15 protein-coding genes, 1 tRNA gene, 1 pseudogene and 1 other annotated feature are annotated in these 13,207 nt (G+C 42.8%); of the genes and pseudogenes, 5 read left to right on the top strand and 12 right to left on the bottom strand.

Going from position 1 to position 13,207, the window contains the following annotated elements; genetic code table 11:
* Window positions 1-128: 128 nt before the first annotated feature.
* Together recF and UH38_RS07980 are read left to right on the top strand one after the other, a co-directional pair.
* On the top strand, window positions 129-1,250 hold the full coding sequence (gene recF / locus UH38_RS07985; RefSeq protein ID WP_045054104.1) for a DNA replication/repair protein RecF: 1,122 nt from the start codon (window positions 129-131) through the stop codon (window positions 1,248-1,250).
* A gap of 99 nt (window positions 1,251-1,349) precedes the next feature.
* Window positions 1,350-2,039: a 5'-methylthioadenosine/S-adenosylhomocysteine nucleosidase gene (locus tag UH38_RS07980; protein WP_045054103.1), complete on the top strand. Its 690-nt coding sequence runs from the start codon at window positions 1,350-1,352 to the stop codon at window positions 2,037-2,039.
* 15 nt (window positions 2,040-2,054) lie between these two features.
* On the opposite strand, the gene UH38_RS07975 is transcribed toward UH38_RS07980, so the two are convergent.
* The 3 genes from UH38_RS07975 to pirA all read right to left on the bottom strand — a co-directional run bounded on the left by UH38_RS07975 (window position 2,055) and on the right by pirA (window position 3,598).
* Window positions 2,055-2,537 (bottom strand): MgtC/SapB family protein, encoded by a 483-nt coding sequence (locus tag UH38_RS07975; protein ID WP_045054102.1) that lies wholly within the window; start codon window positions 2,535-2,537, stop codon window positions 2,055-2,057.
* A gap of 41 nt (window positions 2,538-2,578) precedes the next feature.
* Window positions 2,579-3,250: a DUF1361 domain-containing protein gene (locus UH38_RS07970; RefSeq protein ID WP_045054101.1), complete on the bottom strand. Its 672-nt coding sequence runs from the start codon at window positions 3,248-3,250 to the stop codon at window positions 2,579-2,581.
* A 192-nt stretch (window positions 3,251-3,442) separates the two neighbouring features.
* A complete protein-coding gene (gene pirA / locus UH38_RS27135; RefSeq protein WP_200892346.1) occupies window positions 3,443-3,598 on the bottom strand; it encodes an arginine synthesis PII-interacting regulator PirA in 156 nt (51 codons plus the stop codon).
* Between the two features lie 130 nt (window positions 3,599-3,728).
* Between pirA and UH38_RS07965 the strand changes: the two genes are divergently transcribed.
* Both UH38_RS07965 and UH38_RS07960 read left to right on the top strand, forming a co-directional pair.
* A complete protein-coding gene (locus UH38_RS07965; RefSeq protein WP_045054100.1) occupies window positions 3,729-4,514 on the top strand; it encodes an SAM hydrolase/SAM-dependent halogenase family protein in 786 nt (261 codons plus the stop codon).
* 118 nt (window positions 4,515-4,632) lie between these two features.
* On the top strand, window positions 4,633-6,354 hold the full coding sequence (locus UH38_RS07960) for a protein kinase domain-containing protein (RefSeq protein ID WP_045054099.1): 1,722 nt from the start codon (window positions 4,633-4,635) through the stop codon (window positions 6,352-6,354).
* 128 nt (window positions 6,355-6,482) lie between these two features.
* Here the strand turns inward: UH38_RS07960 and rplL are convergent, their stop codons facing one another.
* The 8 genes and pseudogenes from rplL to rplS all read right to left on the bottom strand — a co-directional run bounded on the left by rplL (window position 6,483) and on the right by rplS (window position 10,688).
* Window positions 6,483-6,878 (bottom strand): 50S ribosomal protein L7/L12, encoded by a 396-nt coding sequence (gene rplL, locus UH38_RS07955; protein ID WP_045054098.1) that lies wholly within the window; start codon window positions 6,876-6,878, stop codon window positions 6,483-6,485.
* Window positions 6,879-6,923: 45 nt separating this feature from the next.
* On the bottom strand, window positions 6,924-7,478 hold the full coding sequence (rplJ, locus tag UH38_RS07950) for a 50S ribosomal protein L10 (protein ID WP_045054097.1): 555 nt from the start codon (window positions 7,476-7,478) through the stop codon (window positions 6,924-6,926).
* Window positions 7,479-7,506: 28 nt separating this feature from the next.
* Window positions 7,507-7,667, bottom strand: a sequence feature (ribosomal protein L10 leader region).
* Between the two features lie 54 nt (window positions 7,668-7,721).
* Window positions 7,722-8,435 carry a 50S ribosomal protein L1 gene (rplA, locus tag UH38_RS07945; protein ID WP_045054096.1) on the bottom strand — a complete coding sequence of 238 codons (714 nt, stop codon included), beginning with the start codon at window positions 8,433-8,435 and terminating at the stop codon, window positions 7,722-7,724.
* Window positions 8,436-8,504: 69 nt separating this feature from the next.
* Window positions 8,505-8,930 carry a 50S ribosomal protein L11 gene (rplK, locus tag UH38_RS07940; RefSeq protein ID WP_045054095.1) on the bottom strand — a complete coding sequence of 142 codons (426 nt, stop codon included), beginning with the start codon at window positions 8,928-8,930 and terminating at the stop codon, window positions 8,505-8,507.
* A 9-nt stretch (window positions 8,931-8,939) separates the two neighbouring features.
* Window positions 8,940-9,617 (bottom strand): transcription termination/antitermination protein NusG, encoded by a 678-nt coding sequence (gene nusG, locus UH38_RS07935; protein WP_045054094.1) that lies wholly within the window; start codon window positions 9,615-9,617, stop codon window positions 8,940-8,942.
* An 80-nt stretch (window positions 9,618-9,697) separates the two neighbouring features.
* Window positions 9,698-9,913 (bottom strand): annotated as a pseudogene (gene secE, locus UH38_RS07930) (preprotein translocase subunit SecE); the annotation flags it as partial.
* A gap of 176 nt (window positions 9,914-10,089) precedes the next feature.
* Window positions 10,090-10,161, bottom strand: a tRNA-Trp gene (locus UH38_RS07925).
* A gap of 152 nt (window positions 10,162-10,313) precedes the next feature.
* On the bottom strand, window positions 10,314-10,688 hold the full coding sequence (rplS, locus tag UH38_RS07920) for a 50S ribosomal protein L19 (protein ID WP_045054093.1): 375 nt from the start codon (window positions 10,686-10,688) through the stop codon (window positions 10,314-10,316).
* A gap of 229 nt (window positions 10,689-10,917) precedes the next feature.
* On the opposite strand from rplS, the gene UH38_RS07915 reads away from it, so the two are divergent.
* Window positions 10,918-11,460: a phycobiliprotein lyase gene (locus UH38_RS07915; protein WP_045054092.1), complete on the top strand. Its 543-nt coding sequence runs from the start codon at window positions 10,918-10,920 to the stop codon at window positions 11,458-11,460.
* Between the two features lie 31 nt (window positions 11,461-11,491).
* On the opposite strand, the gene UH38_RS07910 is transcribed toward UH38_RS07915, so the two are convergent.
* On the bottom strand, window positions 11,492-13,204 hold the full coding sequence (locus UH38_RS07910; RefSeq protein ID WP_045054091.1) for a diflavin flavoprotein: 1,713 nt from the start codon (window positions 13,202-13,204) through the stop codon (window positions 11,492-11,494).
* Between the last annotated feature and the right edge of the window lie 3 nt (window positions 13,205-13,207).

The following is a 13,207-nucleotide window of genomic DNA, read 5'->3' as shown; positions in this document are numbered from 1 at the left end:
AATAATTCGTAATTCGTAATTCGTAATTCGTAATTATGAGGGGACAAGGGGACTACAGGGGGATTTCTTGTCTGTACGGGCGCAATGCATTGCGCCCCTACCGCCCACACTCCTCATTTTTCTAAATCATGTATTTGAAGACAATCCAACTACGACAGTTTCGCAATTATCAAGAGCAACGAGTTGATTTTTCGGCTCCTAAGACGATTTTGGTGGGTAATAATGCTCAAGGTAAGTCAAATCTTTTGGAAGCTGTGGAATTGTTGGCGACATTGCGATCTCACCGCAATAGCCGCGATCGCGATTTAATTAAAGAATCGGAACTTGTCGGACAAATTACTGCTACTGTTGAACGGCAGAATGGAGTTAGTGACTTATCAATAACGCTACGTCGCAACGGTCGTCGTAGCGTTGCTCTTAATAGCGAAACTTTGCGCCGTCAGCTAGACTTTTTGGGCGTACTTAATGCTGTCGAGTTTTCTAGTTTAGATTTGGACTTGGTGCGGGGTGGACCAGAACAAAGGCGACATTGGTTAGATACGCTGTTAATTCAGTTAGAACCAATTTATGCTTATATTTTGCAGCAATACAACCAAGTATTGAGGCAGCGCAATGCTTTTTTGAAAAGAAATCTAGAGTCAGCAAGCAAAAACGAAGCACAAGAACTTGCTTTATGGAACGTGCAACTAGCAACTACAGGTTCTAGAGTAGCTAGAAGGCGATCGCGTGCTGTAGAAAGATTAGCACCAATTGCCCAAGCTTGGCACTCTAGTATTAGTGGCAGCACAGAAATTTTAGAGATGAAATACGCTCCTAACGTTCCTTTGGAACAAAACGAACCAGAGCAAGTACAGCAGGCTTTTTTAGCTAAACTGGAGACAAGAGAAGTCGCCGAACAGCATCAAGGTACTACTTTAGTTGGTCCGCACCGCGACGAAATTGAACTTACTATCAATCAAACTCCAGCTAGATCCTATGGTTCTCAAGGACAGCAGCGCACTTTAGTATTAGCACTGAAGCTGGCGGAATTAAAACTAATTGAGGAAGTAGTGGGAGAAGCACCCCTATTATTACTTGACGATGTACTAGCAGAACTAGACTTAAATCGGCAAAATCAATTACTTGATGCTATCCAAGACCGATTTCAGACCTTGATTACTACTACTCATTTAGGTTCTTTCGATTCCCAATGGCTGAAGTCTTCGCAAATCCTTTCAGTTCAAGCTGGGAGAATATTCAGTCCAGAGTAAGAATTGGTAGTTTTAAATAAGTCAATCACGCAGTTAAAGCTTCAAACTACGATTTCAGCGCGTAGAATGTGTCGAGTGCAGTGTTAAATTTCATCATCTATGACGATTAAAGCCTTGCAAACAGCAATTCTTACACCACTTGAAGAGGAACTTTCTGCCTTAGTGTTCTATTGGGAACAACTTGGACTGAAAAAACAAAAACTATATTTAGGCAGCTTAGAAGCCTTTGAATTTAGCGAACTAGGTTTATTGGCAGCGCGAGGCGGACATGGGAAAGCGCAGTTTGGTATTCAATCGCAGTTTTTACTTTGTCAAATGCCGCAAATTGAGTTACTCGTTTGTGCTGGTGCAGCCGGAGCTTTGTCTAATATGCTGGCGATTGGAGACATTGTAGTAGCGAGCGAAACAATAGAACACGATTACAATCTTAAATTTGTCAGCCGTCCTTTGCCTCGCTTCTTGGGCGATCCTCAAGCGATCGCAGCTTTGCAGTCTTTGCCAGCTTTTGACTTCCAGATTCAGTGTGGCGCGATCGCTAGTGGCGATGAAGATATTGTTACTGTTGCTAGAGGTAAGGAGCTAAAGCAATCTACAGGTTGTATCGCGGTGGCGTGGGAAGGAGCCGGAGGCGCGAGAGCTTGTAATTTTAGCCAGAAACGCTACATCGAACTACGCGGCATTACAGACACAGCCAATTGTAATGCAGCAGCGGATTTTGCAGTCAATTTGACGCTGGCAATGAGCAATTTAGCTCAAGCGATCGCTCACTGGCAAAAGACAAATGTATAAAACCACCAAAAAACTTCATTCCGATCTTTTGGTTCTTGACTTTTCAATTTTTTCTAGCTTTTTAAATAAGCTCAAAACTAGCCAAGATAACACAGCGCCGCTAATAGCTAATTGCCACAATCCACATCCTGCGGCAATGCCTAATGCTGCTGCCACCCAAATCGCCGCCGCTGAAGTTAGTCCGCGCACTTCTGCTGACATTGCATCGTGTTGACCTTCGCGCAGAATTACTCCACCGCCTAAAAACCCTACACCAGCAGCAATACCTTGGATGACACGGCTAAGTTCGTTTTGATAGGTATCTTCTGTTCCTACTTGCAGCGATATGATGACAAAAATGGCAGAACCAAGACTTACTAACATATGAGTTCTTAAGCCTGCTGATTTATGTCTTAATTCGCGGTCTAAGCCGATAATTGCCCCCACTAACAAAGCAAGGCACAGCCGAAAAATTATACCAACCCAATCGTTAGCGGACACTAAATATATACTAGACAAAGCTTGTGCTTATTATTAATACCGATTTATTGTAATTGTATTTAGTATTTGGTTTGAGGGAAGTTTGACCGATCGCTAAGATGTTGAGGAAAAATACTTGCATCTCGCTGCCAGATCGCAGCTAAAGTTACTTGCTTAACCAGCCAGTACAAAATTGTAGTGATTATGAATGTGAGACAAATAATTACTAATGGGACTTTACCTGTAACATCATCAATTACAGTTTCTACTAAAACATCTGGTTGGGTGATTATATCCCAAGTATTGAAGCGCGGAAACCTGCCTAGGTAAATACCAACCGCACATAAAGCATGAGTCGTTAACTCCGCAGCTAAAATCCACTGACTTTTGCCAATGCGATATAAGTAGTAACCCATGTTGAGCAAAGACAAAACATAGGCTTCAAACCCAGAGGCAATAAACAGTATATGTAAGGGAAATACAACTAAAGTAACTATCCAAACCGATCGCACAGCCCGCACGTCGTTAATTAGATGAATAATATCAGTCAATATATAAGGTGCGTTAGGTAAGAAAGCAAAGAATACTACAAATCCTAGCCACCAAGTAAAAGAACGCGATCGCCTGCCGCGAAATAACCAAAAACTCAAAACTAAGGGAATAAATGCCAAAAATAAATTCCAAATTATCCGACGGACGTTACGACGTAAAATCCACCACAGAATTTTGAGTGCAATTATCAGTTGTGCCATCTATAAATTCCTCTTTAACTCAGTAGATGTAATTTTAAGTACAGAGTTTTCACCAGTATAACTACGACATCAAACAGCGCCAAATCTGTTCCCCTTTCTAGTTGTGCCATTACTATTACAAAAACAAACATCCTCTCAGACTTTCGTGACTGCGTCTGAGAGGATGTTTATGAAAAATTATTTATTTCGTTCTTAGTTGAAATAGCTCATTTCTGCTTCTAGTTGGCGAACTAGCTGTTCGTCTCCATTAGCTCTAGCAACTTGAAGGCGATGCTCTATACTTCTTTGGATATTTACGCGGTGAGCATCAGCGGCTTGCTTGGCGGCTTGTTGTTTATTTCTATTCATGACGATTACTTATTTATTTAATTAGTTATTTTGTTTTGTTATTCTAACATAACACTTCTTTAGTAACAATGGTTACAGAAATACCTAAAATATTTCTTAAGGAATAAAGTGTCTGTCTCAAGGTAGAGCAATGCAGCCGAACGGAATCTTGACTCTTTTGAGCGATTTTGGCTTAAGTGATGTATATGTAGGTGTAATCAAAGGCGCGATCGCCCAAATCAATCCAGCCTTAAACGTCATAGATTTGACGCACCAAATCCCACCTCAAAGTATTGCCGCAGCTAGGTTTTGCTTGATGAATGCTTATGCTTACTTCCCTAGTGGAACCGTTCATATAGCGGTAGTAGATCCAGGAGTTGGCAGCACCAGGCGAGCGATCGCGGTAGAATTTGCTCAAGGTTATTTGGTAGGTCCAGATAACGGGCTATTTAGTGGCGTACTCAGTCAAAGCCCTGCATTTGCAGCCGTAGAATTAACTAATCCTCAATATTGGCGTACCACTGCACTTAGTAATACATTTCATGGTAGAGATATTTTTGCCCCTGTAGGAGCGCATTTAGCTAGTGGAGCCAATCTTACTCAGTTAGGGGAAAATATAGATGTTAATACTTTAGTGCAATTGGATGTAGCACCAGTAAGGATAACGCCATCAATCATATATGGTTGCATTCAATATATAGATGGTTTTGGTAATTCGATTACTAATATTTCAGGCAGCTACGTGCAACAACACTGGAACGTGATAGTAAACGGGCTACATATTCCAGGAAGCAATACTTATAGCGATGTAGTAGCTGGAAATGCGATCGCTTTAGTTGGCAGTCACGGATATGTAGAAATTGCGATCGCTAATGGCAACGCTTGCCGTCAGTTGCAATTAAAATTAGGTACTCAAGTGCAAGTATTGATTCGCTGATAAATATTATTAACTTCAATCGTAAGGTAGTCGGCTACACTACAAGACAAATGATATATATCGATCTAGGTGCATAGACCAAAGTCTGAGACGTAAGCAGCGCTAGTTTTACTATGAAATGATGACAACGCTAAACGGGCGGTATCAAATTATTCAGGTTTTGGGACATGGTGGGTTTGGCGAAACATTCCTAGCAGAAGATACCTACTTGCCTTCTCATCGCCGTTGTGTAATTAAGCAGCTAAAACCAAGCGATGAGAACCAGCAAATGCATCAAGTGGTGCAACAAAAGTTTCAACAAGAGAGATTTCAACGCGAGGCAGCAACTCTAGAGAAGCTAGGTGAAGTTAACGTTCAAATTCCCAAGCTATATGCCTATTTTGCCGAAAACGAGCAGTTTTATCTCGTTCAAGAGTGGATTCAAGGTCCGACTTTGACAGATATTGTTACAGCTACAGGCAAAATGAGCGAAATAGATGTGCAAAATATTTTGGTAAGTTTATTGTGCGTATTAGATCGCGTGCATAGTGCAGGCATTATTCACCGCGATATTAAACCGGATAATATTATTTTGCGTAGCTCGAATAACGAGCCAGTTTTAATTGATTTTGGTGCAGTTAAAGAAACTGTCGCTACAGTAATTAACTCTCAAGGCAAAACCGATCGCTCAATTATTGTCGGTACACCTGGTTTTATGGCTCCCGAACAAGCTGCAGGTAGACCAATTTATGCTAGCGATCTTTATAGTTTGGGCTTGACAGCAATTTATATGCTTACAGGTAGGCACCCCCAAGAGTTGAATTTAGACTCGGAAACAGGCGAAGTTTTGTGGCACGAGTATGTAGAAGATATCAGCAAAGATTTAATCGCTATCTTAGATCGTGCTATTACCTATCATCCGCGCGATCGCTATACTACAGCCCAGAAGATGTTAGAAGCTTTGCAGTCAATTAGTCCTGTTCCTGTCAAGCCTCAAATAGTAACTCAAGCAACCGTTGCAGTAGCGCCTAATGCTGCAAGTAGTGAGTCACCGACAGTATTTTCGCCCCAAAAACCTGCAAAAGCGATCGCACAGCCTGCAAATAAAGGAAATTTGCTAAAGAATTTACTAATTGGTAGTCTGCTAACAGGTAGCTTATTAGCTGTTGCTCTATTTATTGGTTTCGGGCAAGATCGAGTACCGCAATCATCAGAAATAACCAATTCACCAACTTCAACACCAGAAGGTACAGCATCGCCAGTTGCTCCAACAACAGATAATTCGCCTCAGACAGACAACGAAGCTACAGCGCCTACATCCCCAACTCCACAACCAGACAACGAAATTACTGCACCGACATCCCCAACTTCACAACCAGAAAACGAAGTTACTGCACCTACATCTCCACCAGCGCCAGCAGAAACTAATCAAGTTGAACCTAGCAATTCTACCCAAGCAAATGTCATAGGCTTTCCGCCAGGAACTTCTGAAAGTAGAGTAAGAGCAGCATTAGGCAACCCAGACAGAACAAGTAGAGGAGTTTGGGGCAATACTCGCGCTGTTATTTATGAAGTCGAACCAGAGCGCATTACATTAGGCTATTTGTACGATCGCAATTCTGGGCAAATTCGCCAGACAGAAGTAGCCTTTGCTCAATCTGTAGAACTAGAACAAATGCAAGCAACCTTGAGGGGAATGTTAGGCGATCGCATCACAGATAATATTATTCAAGGTTTGCAACAAGTGCGATCGCGCCGCACTAACAATTACTCTTTTAACACTGGTAACTTAGAAGGGACGATCGAAAGAAACGAGCGCGATCGTATTTACATCGGCGTGTGGGATGCAGACTTGCATTAAAACAGTGACCAGTGACCAGTTACCGGGCTATAGTAGAGACTTAAACCCAACTATCTTGATTGGTAAATGTTAAATCAAAAAAAGGGAGCTTATATTCAAGCTCCCTAGTTAATTTATAGCGCCAAGAACTACTTAATAGATACTTTCGCGCCAGCTTCTTCTAATTGCTTCTTAGCATCTTCAGCTACATCTTTAGCAACAGCTTCTTTAACTGGCTTGGGAGTAGATTCTACTAAGTCTTTTGCTTCCTTTAGACCTAAGCCAGTCAAAGTCCGTACTACTTTGAGTACAGCAATCTTCTTATCGGCTGGAACATCTTCTAGAATTGCATCAAACTCAGTTTGCTCTTCAACGGCTTCTGCGGGAGCGGCTGCACCAGCACCAGGAGCCATCATCATCATGCCACCTGCGGGTGCTGCTGCACTTACGCCAAAGGCTTCTTCAATTTGCTTAACTAACTCAGAAGCCTCTAGCAAAGTTAGAGTTTTTAGTTGTTCGAGAATTTGATCGGTTGTAGCAGACATGGTTATAACTCCTGTAATTTACTTTTAACTTGAACGAGAAAGCTGTTATGCTGCTGTCTCTGTTTCAGCGTTATCTGCTTGGTCTTTGTCAGATATTGCTTGAACGCAGCGACCTAGTGAAGCTGGAACTTCGTTGATACTTACTGCCAACTTCGTTGCTACGCCGTTGATAGCACCAGCAATTTGAGCGATAAGCTGCTCTTTTGACGGTAAATCGCCAATGGCTTTAACATCTGCTTCTTTGAGCAGACGACCTTCCATTACGCCGCCGCGCAGTTCGGTCTTTTTACTAGCTTTTTGGAAATCTTGGTAAGCCTTAATTGCTCCTGAGATATCCTCTTTGACTAACAAAAAGGCTGAAGAACCTTTGAGTAGTTCGGTCATTGGCTGCCAATTATCTTGACCGTCAATGGCGATACCCATGAGCGTATTTTTGGTTACTTGGCAAACCGTACCAGTAGGACGCAAGCGCCGCCGTAGGTCGGTAATTTCGGCAACTGTTAGCCCTTTGTAATCGATTACAAGTGCTAGTTGGGCTGCGCTCAAATCTTCTTTGAGTACAGCTACCATCTCTTGTTTATCTGCTAGACTTTTACCCATTCTTGTGTCACCTCCTTAATTTTGACCTAGTAGAAAAACAAAAACTCGGCTAACCCAGCCGAGTGACAATTTATTCTTGATGCCAAGCAACTTAGATATACTCAAGTTGCGATCGCATTTTCCAATAAACCTCGGCAGGGTATTAAGCTCTATGGCTCCTGCTGTCTCTGGCTTTTAGCTATGAAGTTTTCGTTTTTCTCTTGGGTATCTAATTTAGACCTCTTCAGGCTCTAAAAACTCTATTTAGGCTACGTCTGTCTTCATGTCGCGCAGGCTATTGATATCAACTTGAATGGATGGTCCCATTGTTGAAGAAACATACATTGTCCGCCAATAGCGTCCTTTTGCTCCCGCTGGGCGGTTGCGGTCGATTGTTTCTTGCAATGCTTTCAAGTTAGTTAGCAAATCTTCTGGTGCAAAAGATGCCTTGCCAAACATAACATGAACTATGCCCGTACGATCGGCACGAAATTCTAATTTACCAGCTTTAAATTCGGCGATCGCTCCGGCGACATCTGTTGTTACCGTTCCACCTTTGGGTGAAGGCATCAATCCGCGCGGTCCGAGCAAGCGTCCTAATTTTGCTACTTGAGGCATGACATCAGGAGTGGCAATTAATAGGTCAAAATCCATCATGCCTTTTTGGATTTCGTCAATTAATTCTTCCGAACCTACTACGTCTGCGCCTGCATTTGTTGCTTCGGCAACTTTTTCGCCTCTAGCAATTACCGCGACTCGAATTGTTTGCCCCGTACCTTTGGGCAATGCTACGGTTGTTCTTAATTGCTGGTCTGTGTACTTGGGGTCAATTCCTAGCCGGATGTGCGCTTCTGCGGCTTCGGGGAATTTTGCTGTTGCTGTTTCTTTGAGCAATTGCAGTGCTGCCAAGGGTTCGTAAGTTTTATCTTCTACTTTCTTTTGCAGTTCTTGCAGTCGGCGCGATACTTTCTTTGGCATTTTTTCTCTCCTGGGGTAACTTGCGAAGCTGTGCCTCTCCCCCTCTAGTAGTTTTTAGATTATCTGATTTTACTCGGCGATCGCAACTCCCATGTTTTTCGCCGTACCTGCAACAATTTTCATGGCTGCATCAATGTCGTTGGCATTAAGGTCTGGCAGTTTGGTTTGAGCGATTTCTTGCAATTGCGCTTTGGTAATTGAACCTACACGCTTTTTGTTTGGCTCGTTTGAACCTCTTTCTATCCCCGCAGCTTTGCGAATCAATACTGACGCTGGAGGAGTTTTTAGTACGAATGTAAAACTCCGGTCTTCAAATACCGATATCTCTACTGGAATGACCATTCCAGCTTGTCCTTCAGTTTTGGCGTTGTATTCTTTGCAGAACATCATGATATTTACGCCGTGCTGACCCAAAGCTGGACCTACTGGCGGTGCTGGGTTGGCTTTACCAGCATTAAGCGCCAGTTTAATTATTGCTACTACTTTCTTCGCCATTTTTTTGTCTTAGCCTTGTTTTTCTACCTGATTGAATTCCAATTCTACTGGCGTATCTCGCCCAAAGATCGATAATAGCGCCTTAAGCTTGCTTCTTTCGGGACTAACTTCTACTACCTCACCTTCAAAGTCTTTAAATGGACCTGAAAGAACGATAATTTTGTCTCCCGCAGCCATATCAATTTTGACTACTGGCTCTTGTTCGCTGGTCTGCTTGAAGATCCGCTCTACCTCAGCACCGCTTAAGGGTAAGGGTTTGACGTGACCGCGCCCTCTACCCGTACCTCGTCTTTGCTCGGCTCCCACGAAGTTAATTACGTGGGATGTATTTTTTATTACCTGCCAAGCTTCGTCGTAGATTTTCCACTCTCCGGTTTCTGTATCTTGCCACCGCCTCAATTTGATCAGCACGTAACCAGGAAAAACTTTTTCGGCGCTGTTTTGTCTGCTGCCATCTTTGCGGATTTTGACTGACGGAGTTTGGGGAATTTCTATTTGCAATATTTTGTCGGCAACATCTAATGTTTGCGTGCGTTGCTCTAGGTCGGCTTTTACCTTTTTTTCGCAGCCAGAAGCTACCTGCACTGCGTACCAGCGCCCTGATGTTTTTGAGGCAATGTTATCGTTATCTGCCTCATCTGCTTCTATAGAGTCTATATTAGGTGTTTCGTCTGTTGCAAAGTTCATTAGAGTACCTGAGTTGTTGCCCAAGCAAATAAGTCATTTACAAAATGAATTATGCCAACTGTTATTGGTGGTTGCGTTCTGAAGACTTGTTGCGATGCCCAATTAAATAAGCCATCTACAAGATAAATTAATCCAGCAGATAATGTCACCATTAGCAGTACGGCAACAGATTCGCTGATTAACTGTTGGCGACTGGGCCATACTACTTTATCTAGTTCTTCTTTTGTGCCTTGAAAAAATTTTCCGGCACTAAATCCTGAGCTTTGCTGTATTTCAGCTTCGTTTTTTTTATTCACGATGGCTTATCTCTCCTTTTGACATTGCAATGGCAGCTATTTTTATATTATCTACTGCCTCGGAGCCTCAAAAGTGCTATTGAGACAACCGACCGCAAATAATTCTACCCGAAGCTGATGTTTCCTCGCTTTTTGAGCGTCTGACACTGCTTTCGGGCAGAAGTCTTGATATAGAGCGCGCCCTGGAGGACTTGAACCCCCGACATCCGGTTTTGGAGACCGACGTTCTACCACTGAACTAAGAGCGCACGTATGTTTTAAGCTAGCTGTCGATTTTTACTATCAACACCTACTACCGTCTTTTGCGCGTTACTCATCGACGTGCAGATTAATGATTATATCACACTATTAAATAAATTTAGGATAGACGTTGCCTGCAACGTCTTTAAATCTATTTTGCTTATAAAGAGCGGTCGAATCTTTGCTTAATCCGAGTTGCTTTGCCGACGCGATCGCGCAAATAATAAAGTTTAGCGCGGCGCACTTTACCCCGACGCAATACTTTGATGCTTTCAATACGTGGAGAATGAACTAAAAATACTCTCTCTACACCTACGCCTTGAAAGATTCTCCTCACAGTAATAGTTTCATTGATGCCACCATTACGCATGGCAATTACTACGCCTTCATAAGGCTGGGTGCGGGTTCTTTCTTTGCCTTTTTCTCCTTCTTGGATGATTACACCAACTCTAACTGTGTCGCCAACATAGATGTCAGGCAGATTTGATTTCTTCTGTTCCGCTTCAATCGAGCGGATTATCTCTTGAGCGTTCATGGTCGTTTAAAAAACTCACAATCATCAATTGTAAATCGATAACTACTGATAAGTCTAGTAATGTGTGTTATCTGAGCAACGCAACCTACAGATTTATTTTGTAGCGCATAGCTACTACTTTTACTAGATGTTGTGTTAGGATCGGGCAAATAATATTAAGAATGTTAACAATGACTTGCCTAAAGTCGCATTTGTTAGTTCGACAACCTCATACTAAGGATCGGTAATTGTGACAGCACGCTTACAATTAGCTCAAAGCATAGACGCACCTCTAAAAGTTGCTAAATTTTTCCAAGCTTCAGAGGGTAAATGGCGCTCGGAAAGACGCTACTACACTTTGCCAGATGGAGAAACAAAGGAAATGGTTAGTAGCATTGCCATTCGTTTTTTGCCGCCTGGGTGCGAAGAGTTAATTAAGCTAGCGCAGTTACACGGATTAGACGATCCCCAAATCCTGAGTTGCGGTGCTGAAGTTAGTTGGGATAGCAAAGATTCCGTATCCGGGAAAAAGCAATCTAAAGGTTCTACATTGTTTGGAGTAGCGGGAAATACATTGTACCGCGATCGCGGTTTTGCAACGCCCAAACCTGTAACAGCCGAATATTATTTTACCAACGACCAAACTATGTGCTTGCGGACTGAGTACAACGGCTCAGTTTTTGAGGAAGAATTAAAGCTTGTCGGTACAAATTACCGCACCAGACAAACAATTATTTCCCGCGCTGGCGAACAGCAGATGATCGGGCAGTATTTAGAAAAGCGTCTAAGTTAGAGACGTTCGAGTTAAAGAACGCCTCTTGTTGCTAATAATGAGTTCCTGACTTGCGATGATGTATGGCGGTAACTGTATCTGATTGCATTAGTTTGCCATTATTGACAACTGCGTAGACTATCCAATGATCGCCTGCTTCCATGCGGTTATCTACAGAACATTCAACATAGGCAAGTGCATCGCTGAGGATAGGCGAACCATTATCGGCTGTTTCGGTATCAATACCGACAAATCTATCTTCGCCAGGAGTAAAAGGTTTGAGAAAATGTTTCATCAAGCCTAAATGTTTGCCTTCGCCTAAGATATTCAAAACAAAATGACTACCTGGGTACATTAAAGACTCAATCGCCCGATCTTTGGCAACAGCAACAGTTAAACCAGGAGGGTTGAAAGTTGCTTGCGAAACCCACGAAGCTAACATAGCGCTGGAAACTTCTTCTTGCTTGGAAGTAACAACGCATAAAGAACCAACCAGACGACCTACAGCTTGTTCTACATTAGTAGCTGGTTGTCTTGGCGATCGCACTTTTTTGGCTTTTTTCAGTGCTTGAGCAAAATCCGTTCCAGCTTCTTCACACAGTTTGAGCGTCACATCGTTAGGTTTGAACTTAACGCGCAAAGTCTCAAAACCAAAGCGGTAGCCTGCATTGCGAAGTTTGCTTTCTAGTAAATCAATCGCTTCGCCACTCCAACCAAAAGAGCCAAACACCCCAGCTAATTTACTATTAGTAGCAGTAGATAGGACAATACCCAAAGCAGTTTGAACGGGTGTAGGCATATGACCGCCTAATGTCGGCGAACCGATAATAAATCCAGCGGCTTTCTCTACAGCAGCTTGAATTTCGGTAGGTTCGGCTACTTCACAGTTAATTGCTTCTACGCCAACACCAGCTTTGGTAATTCCCCGCGCGATCGCTTGGGCTAATGTTGCCGTATTGCCGTAAGCTGAAGCATATAGTAGAGCTACTGTTGTATCTTGAGTAGTTTGTTTTTTGCTCCAGGTGCGATAAGCTTGGGTTAATTCCAATAAGGCATAACGTACCAATGGACCGTGACCTGTAGCATATAGTCTGACTGGGAAAGGTGCTAACTTATCTAAAGCTGTTTCTATTTGCCGAGCATTAGGAGCCATCAGACAGTCAAAGTAATAGCGCCTGTCTTCATTAAATACTTCCCACCCTTCGTCAAACACTTGATCGCCGCAGAAATGAGCGCCAAATAACTTATCTGTATAGAGAATTTCTGTTTGCGGATCGTAGGTACAAAGTTGGTCGGGAAAGCGGGGGTTAGGAGTAGGAATAAATTGTAGATGATGCCCTTTACCTAAATCTAGGGTTTCTTCTCCCTTGACTACTAATATATTTAACTCTGTATCTGGCAGTGCTGCACGCAAGTTAATTGCACCAGGGTTAGAGGTAACAAAAGTAATCTGCGGTGCTAGTTTCAGTAAAGCTTTGAGCGTAACTGCGCGGTTCGGGTTGACGTGACCTAAAATGACGTAATCTACCAGTTCTACATCGAACCTTTGTTGTAAGGCTGTAAGGTAGATTTGCGTAAACGTCTCGCCTGGGGGATCGAATAGCGCTAGCTTATCGCCGCGAATCAGGTAGGAGTTAGCAGTTGTACCTCTAGCTAAAGCATACTCAATTTCAAAGCGCAGACGAGTCCAACTACGCGATCGCATTACGGTTGTATCTGCGGCGATAGGTAATACTTGAACATCTCGTTTTTTAGTTTCTGGCATGAA

Source organism: Aliterella atlantica CENA595 (assembly GCF_000952155.1).
In the GTDB taxonomy this organism is placed as follows: Bacteria; Cyanobacteriota; Cyanobacteriia; order Cyanobacteriales; family Chroococcidiopsidaceae; genus Aliterella; species Aliterella atlantica.
The sequence above is the reverse complement of the archived record's forward strand: the minus strand, read 5'-3'. Positions and strand labels throughout refer to the sequence as shown.

Bases quoted from the DNA above. Each gene is read 5' to 3' on its own strand.
- recF (WP_045054104.1), top strand. From the start codon at position 129: ATGTATTTGAAGACAATCCAACTACGACAGTTTCGCAATTATCAAGAG.
- UH38_RS07960 (WP_045054099.1), top strand. From the start codon at position 4,633: ATGATGACAACGCTAAACGGGCGGTATCAAATTATTCAGGTTTTGGGA.
- nusG (WP_045054094.1), bottom strand. From the start codon at position 9,617: ATGAACTTTGCAACAGACGAAACACCTAATATAGACTCTATAGAAGCA.
- rplA (WP_045054096.1), bottom strand. From the start codon at position 8,435: ATGCCAAAGAAAGTATCGCGCCGACTGCAAGAACTGCAAAAGAAAGTA.
- pirA (WP_200892346.1), bottom strand. From the start codon at position 3,598: ATGAATAGAAATAAACAACAAGCCGCCAAGCAAGCCGCTGATGCTCAC.
- rplK (WP_045054095.1), bottom strand. From the start codon at position 8,930: ATGGCGAAGAAAGTAGTAGCAATAATTAAACTGGCGCTTAATGCTGGT.
- rplJ (WP_045054097.1), bottom strand. From the start codon at position 7,478: ATGGGTAAAAGTCTAGCAGATAAACAAGAGATGGTAGCTGTACTCAAA.
- rplL (WP_045054098.1), bottom strand. From the start codon at position 6,878: ATGTCTGCTACAACCGATCAAATTCTCGAACAACTAAAAACTCTAACT.
- UH38_RS07910 (WP_045054091.1), bottom strand. From the start codon at position 13,204: ATGCCAGAAACTAAAAAACGAGATGTTCAAGTATTACCTATCGCCGCA.
- UH38_RS07980 (WP_045054103.1), top strand. From the start codon at position 1,350: ATGACGATTAAAGCCTTGCAAACAGCAATTCTTACACCACTTGAAGAG.
- UH38_RS07965 (WP_045054100.1), top strand. From the start codon at position 3,729: ATGCAGCCGAACGGAATCTTGACTCTTTTGAGCGATTTTGGCTTAAGT.
- rplS (WP_045054093.1), bottom strand. From the start codon at position 10,688: ATGAACGCTCAAGAGATAATCCGCTCGATTGAAGCGGAACAGAAGAAA.
- UH38_RS07970 (WP_045054101.1), bottom strand. From the start codon at position 3,250: ATGGCACAACTGATAATTGCACTCAAAATTCTGTGGTGGATTTTACGT.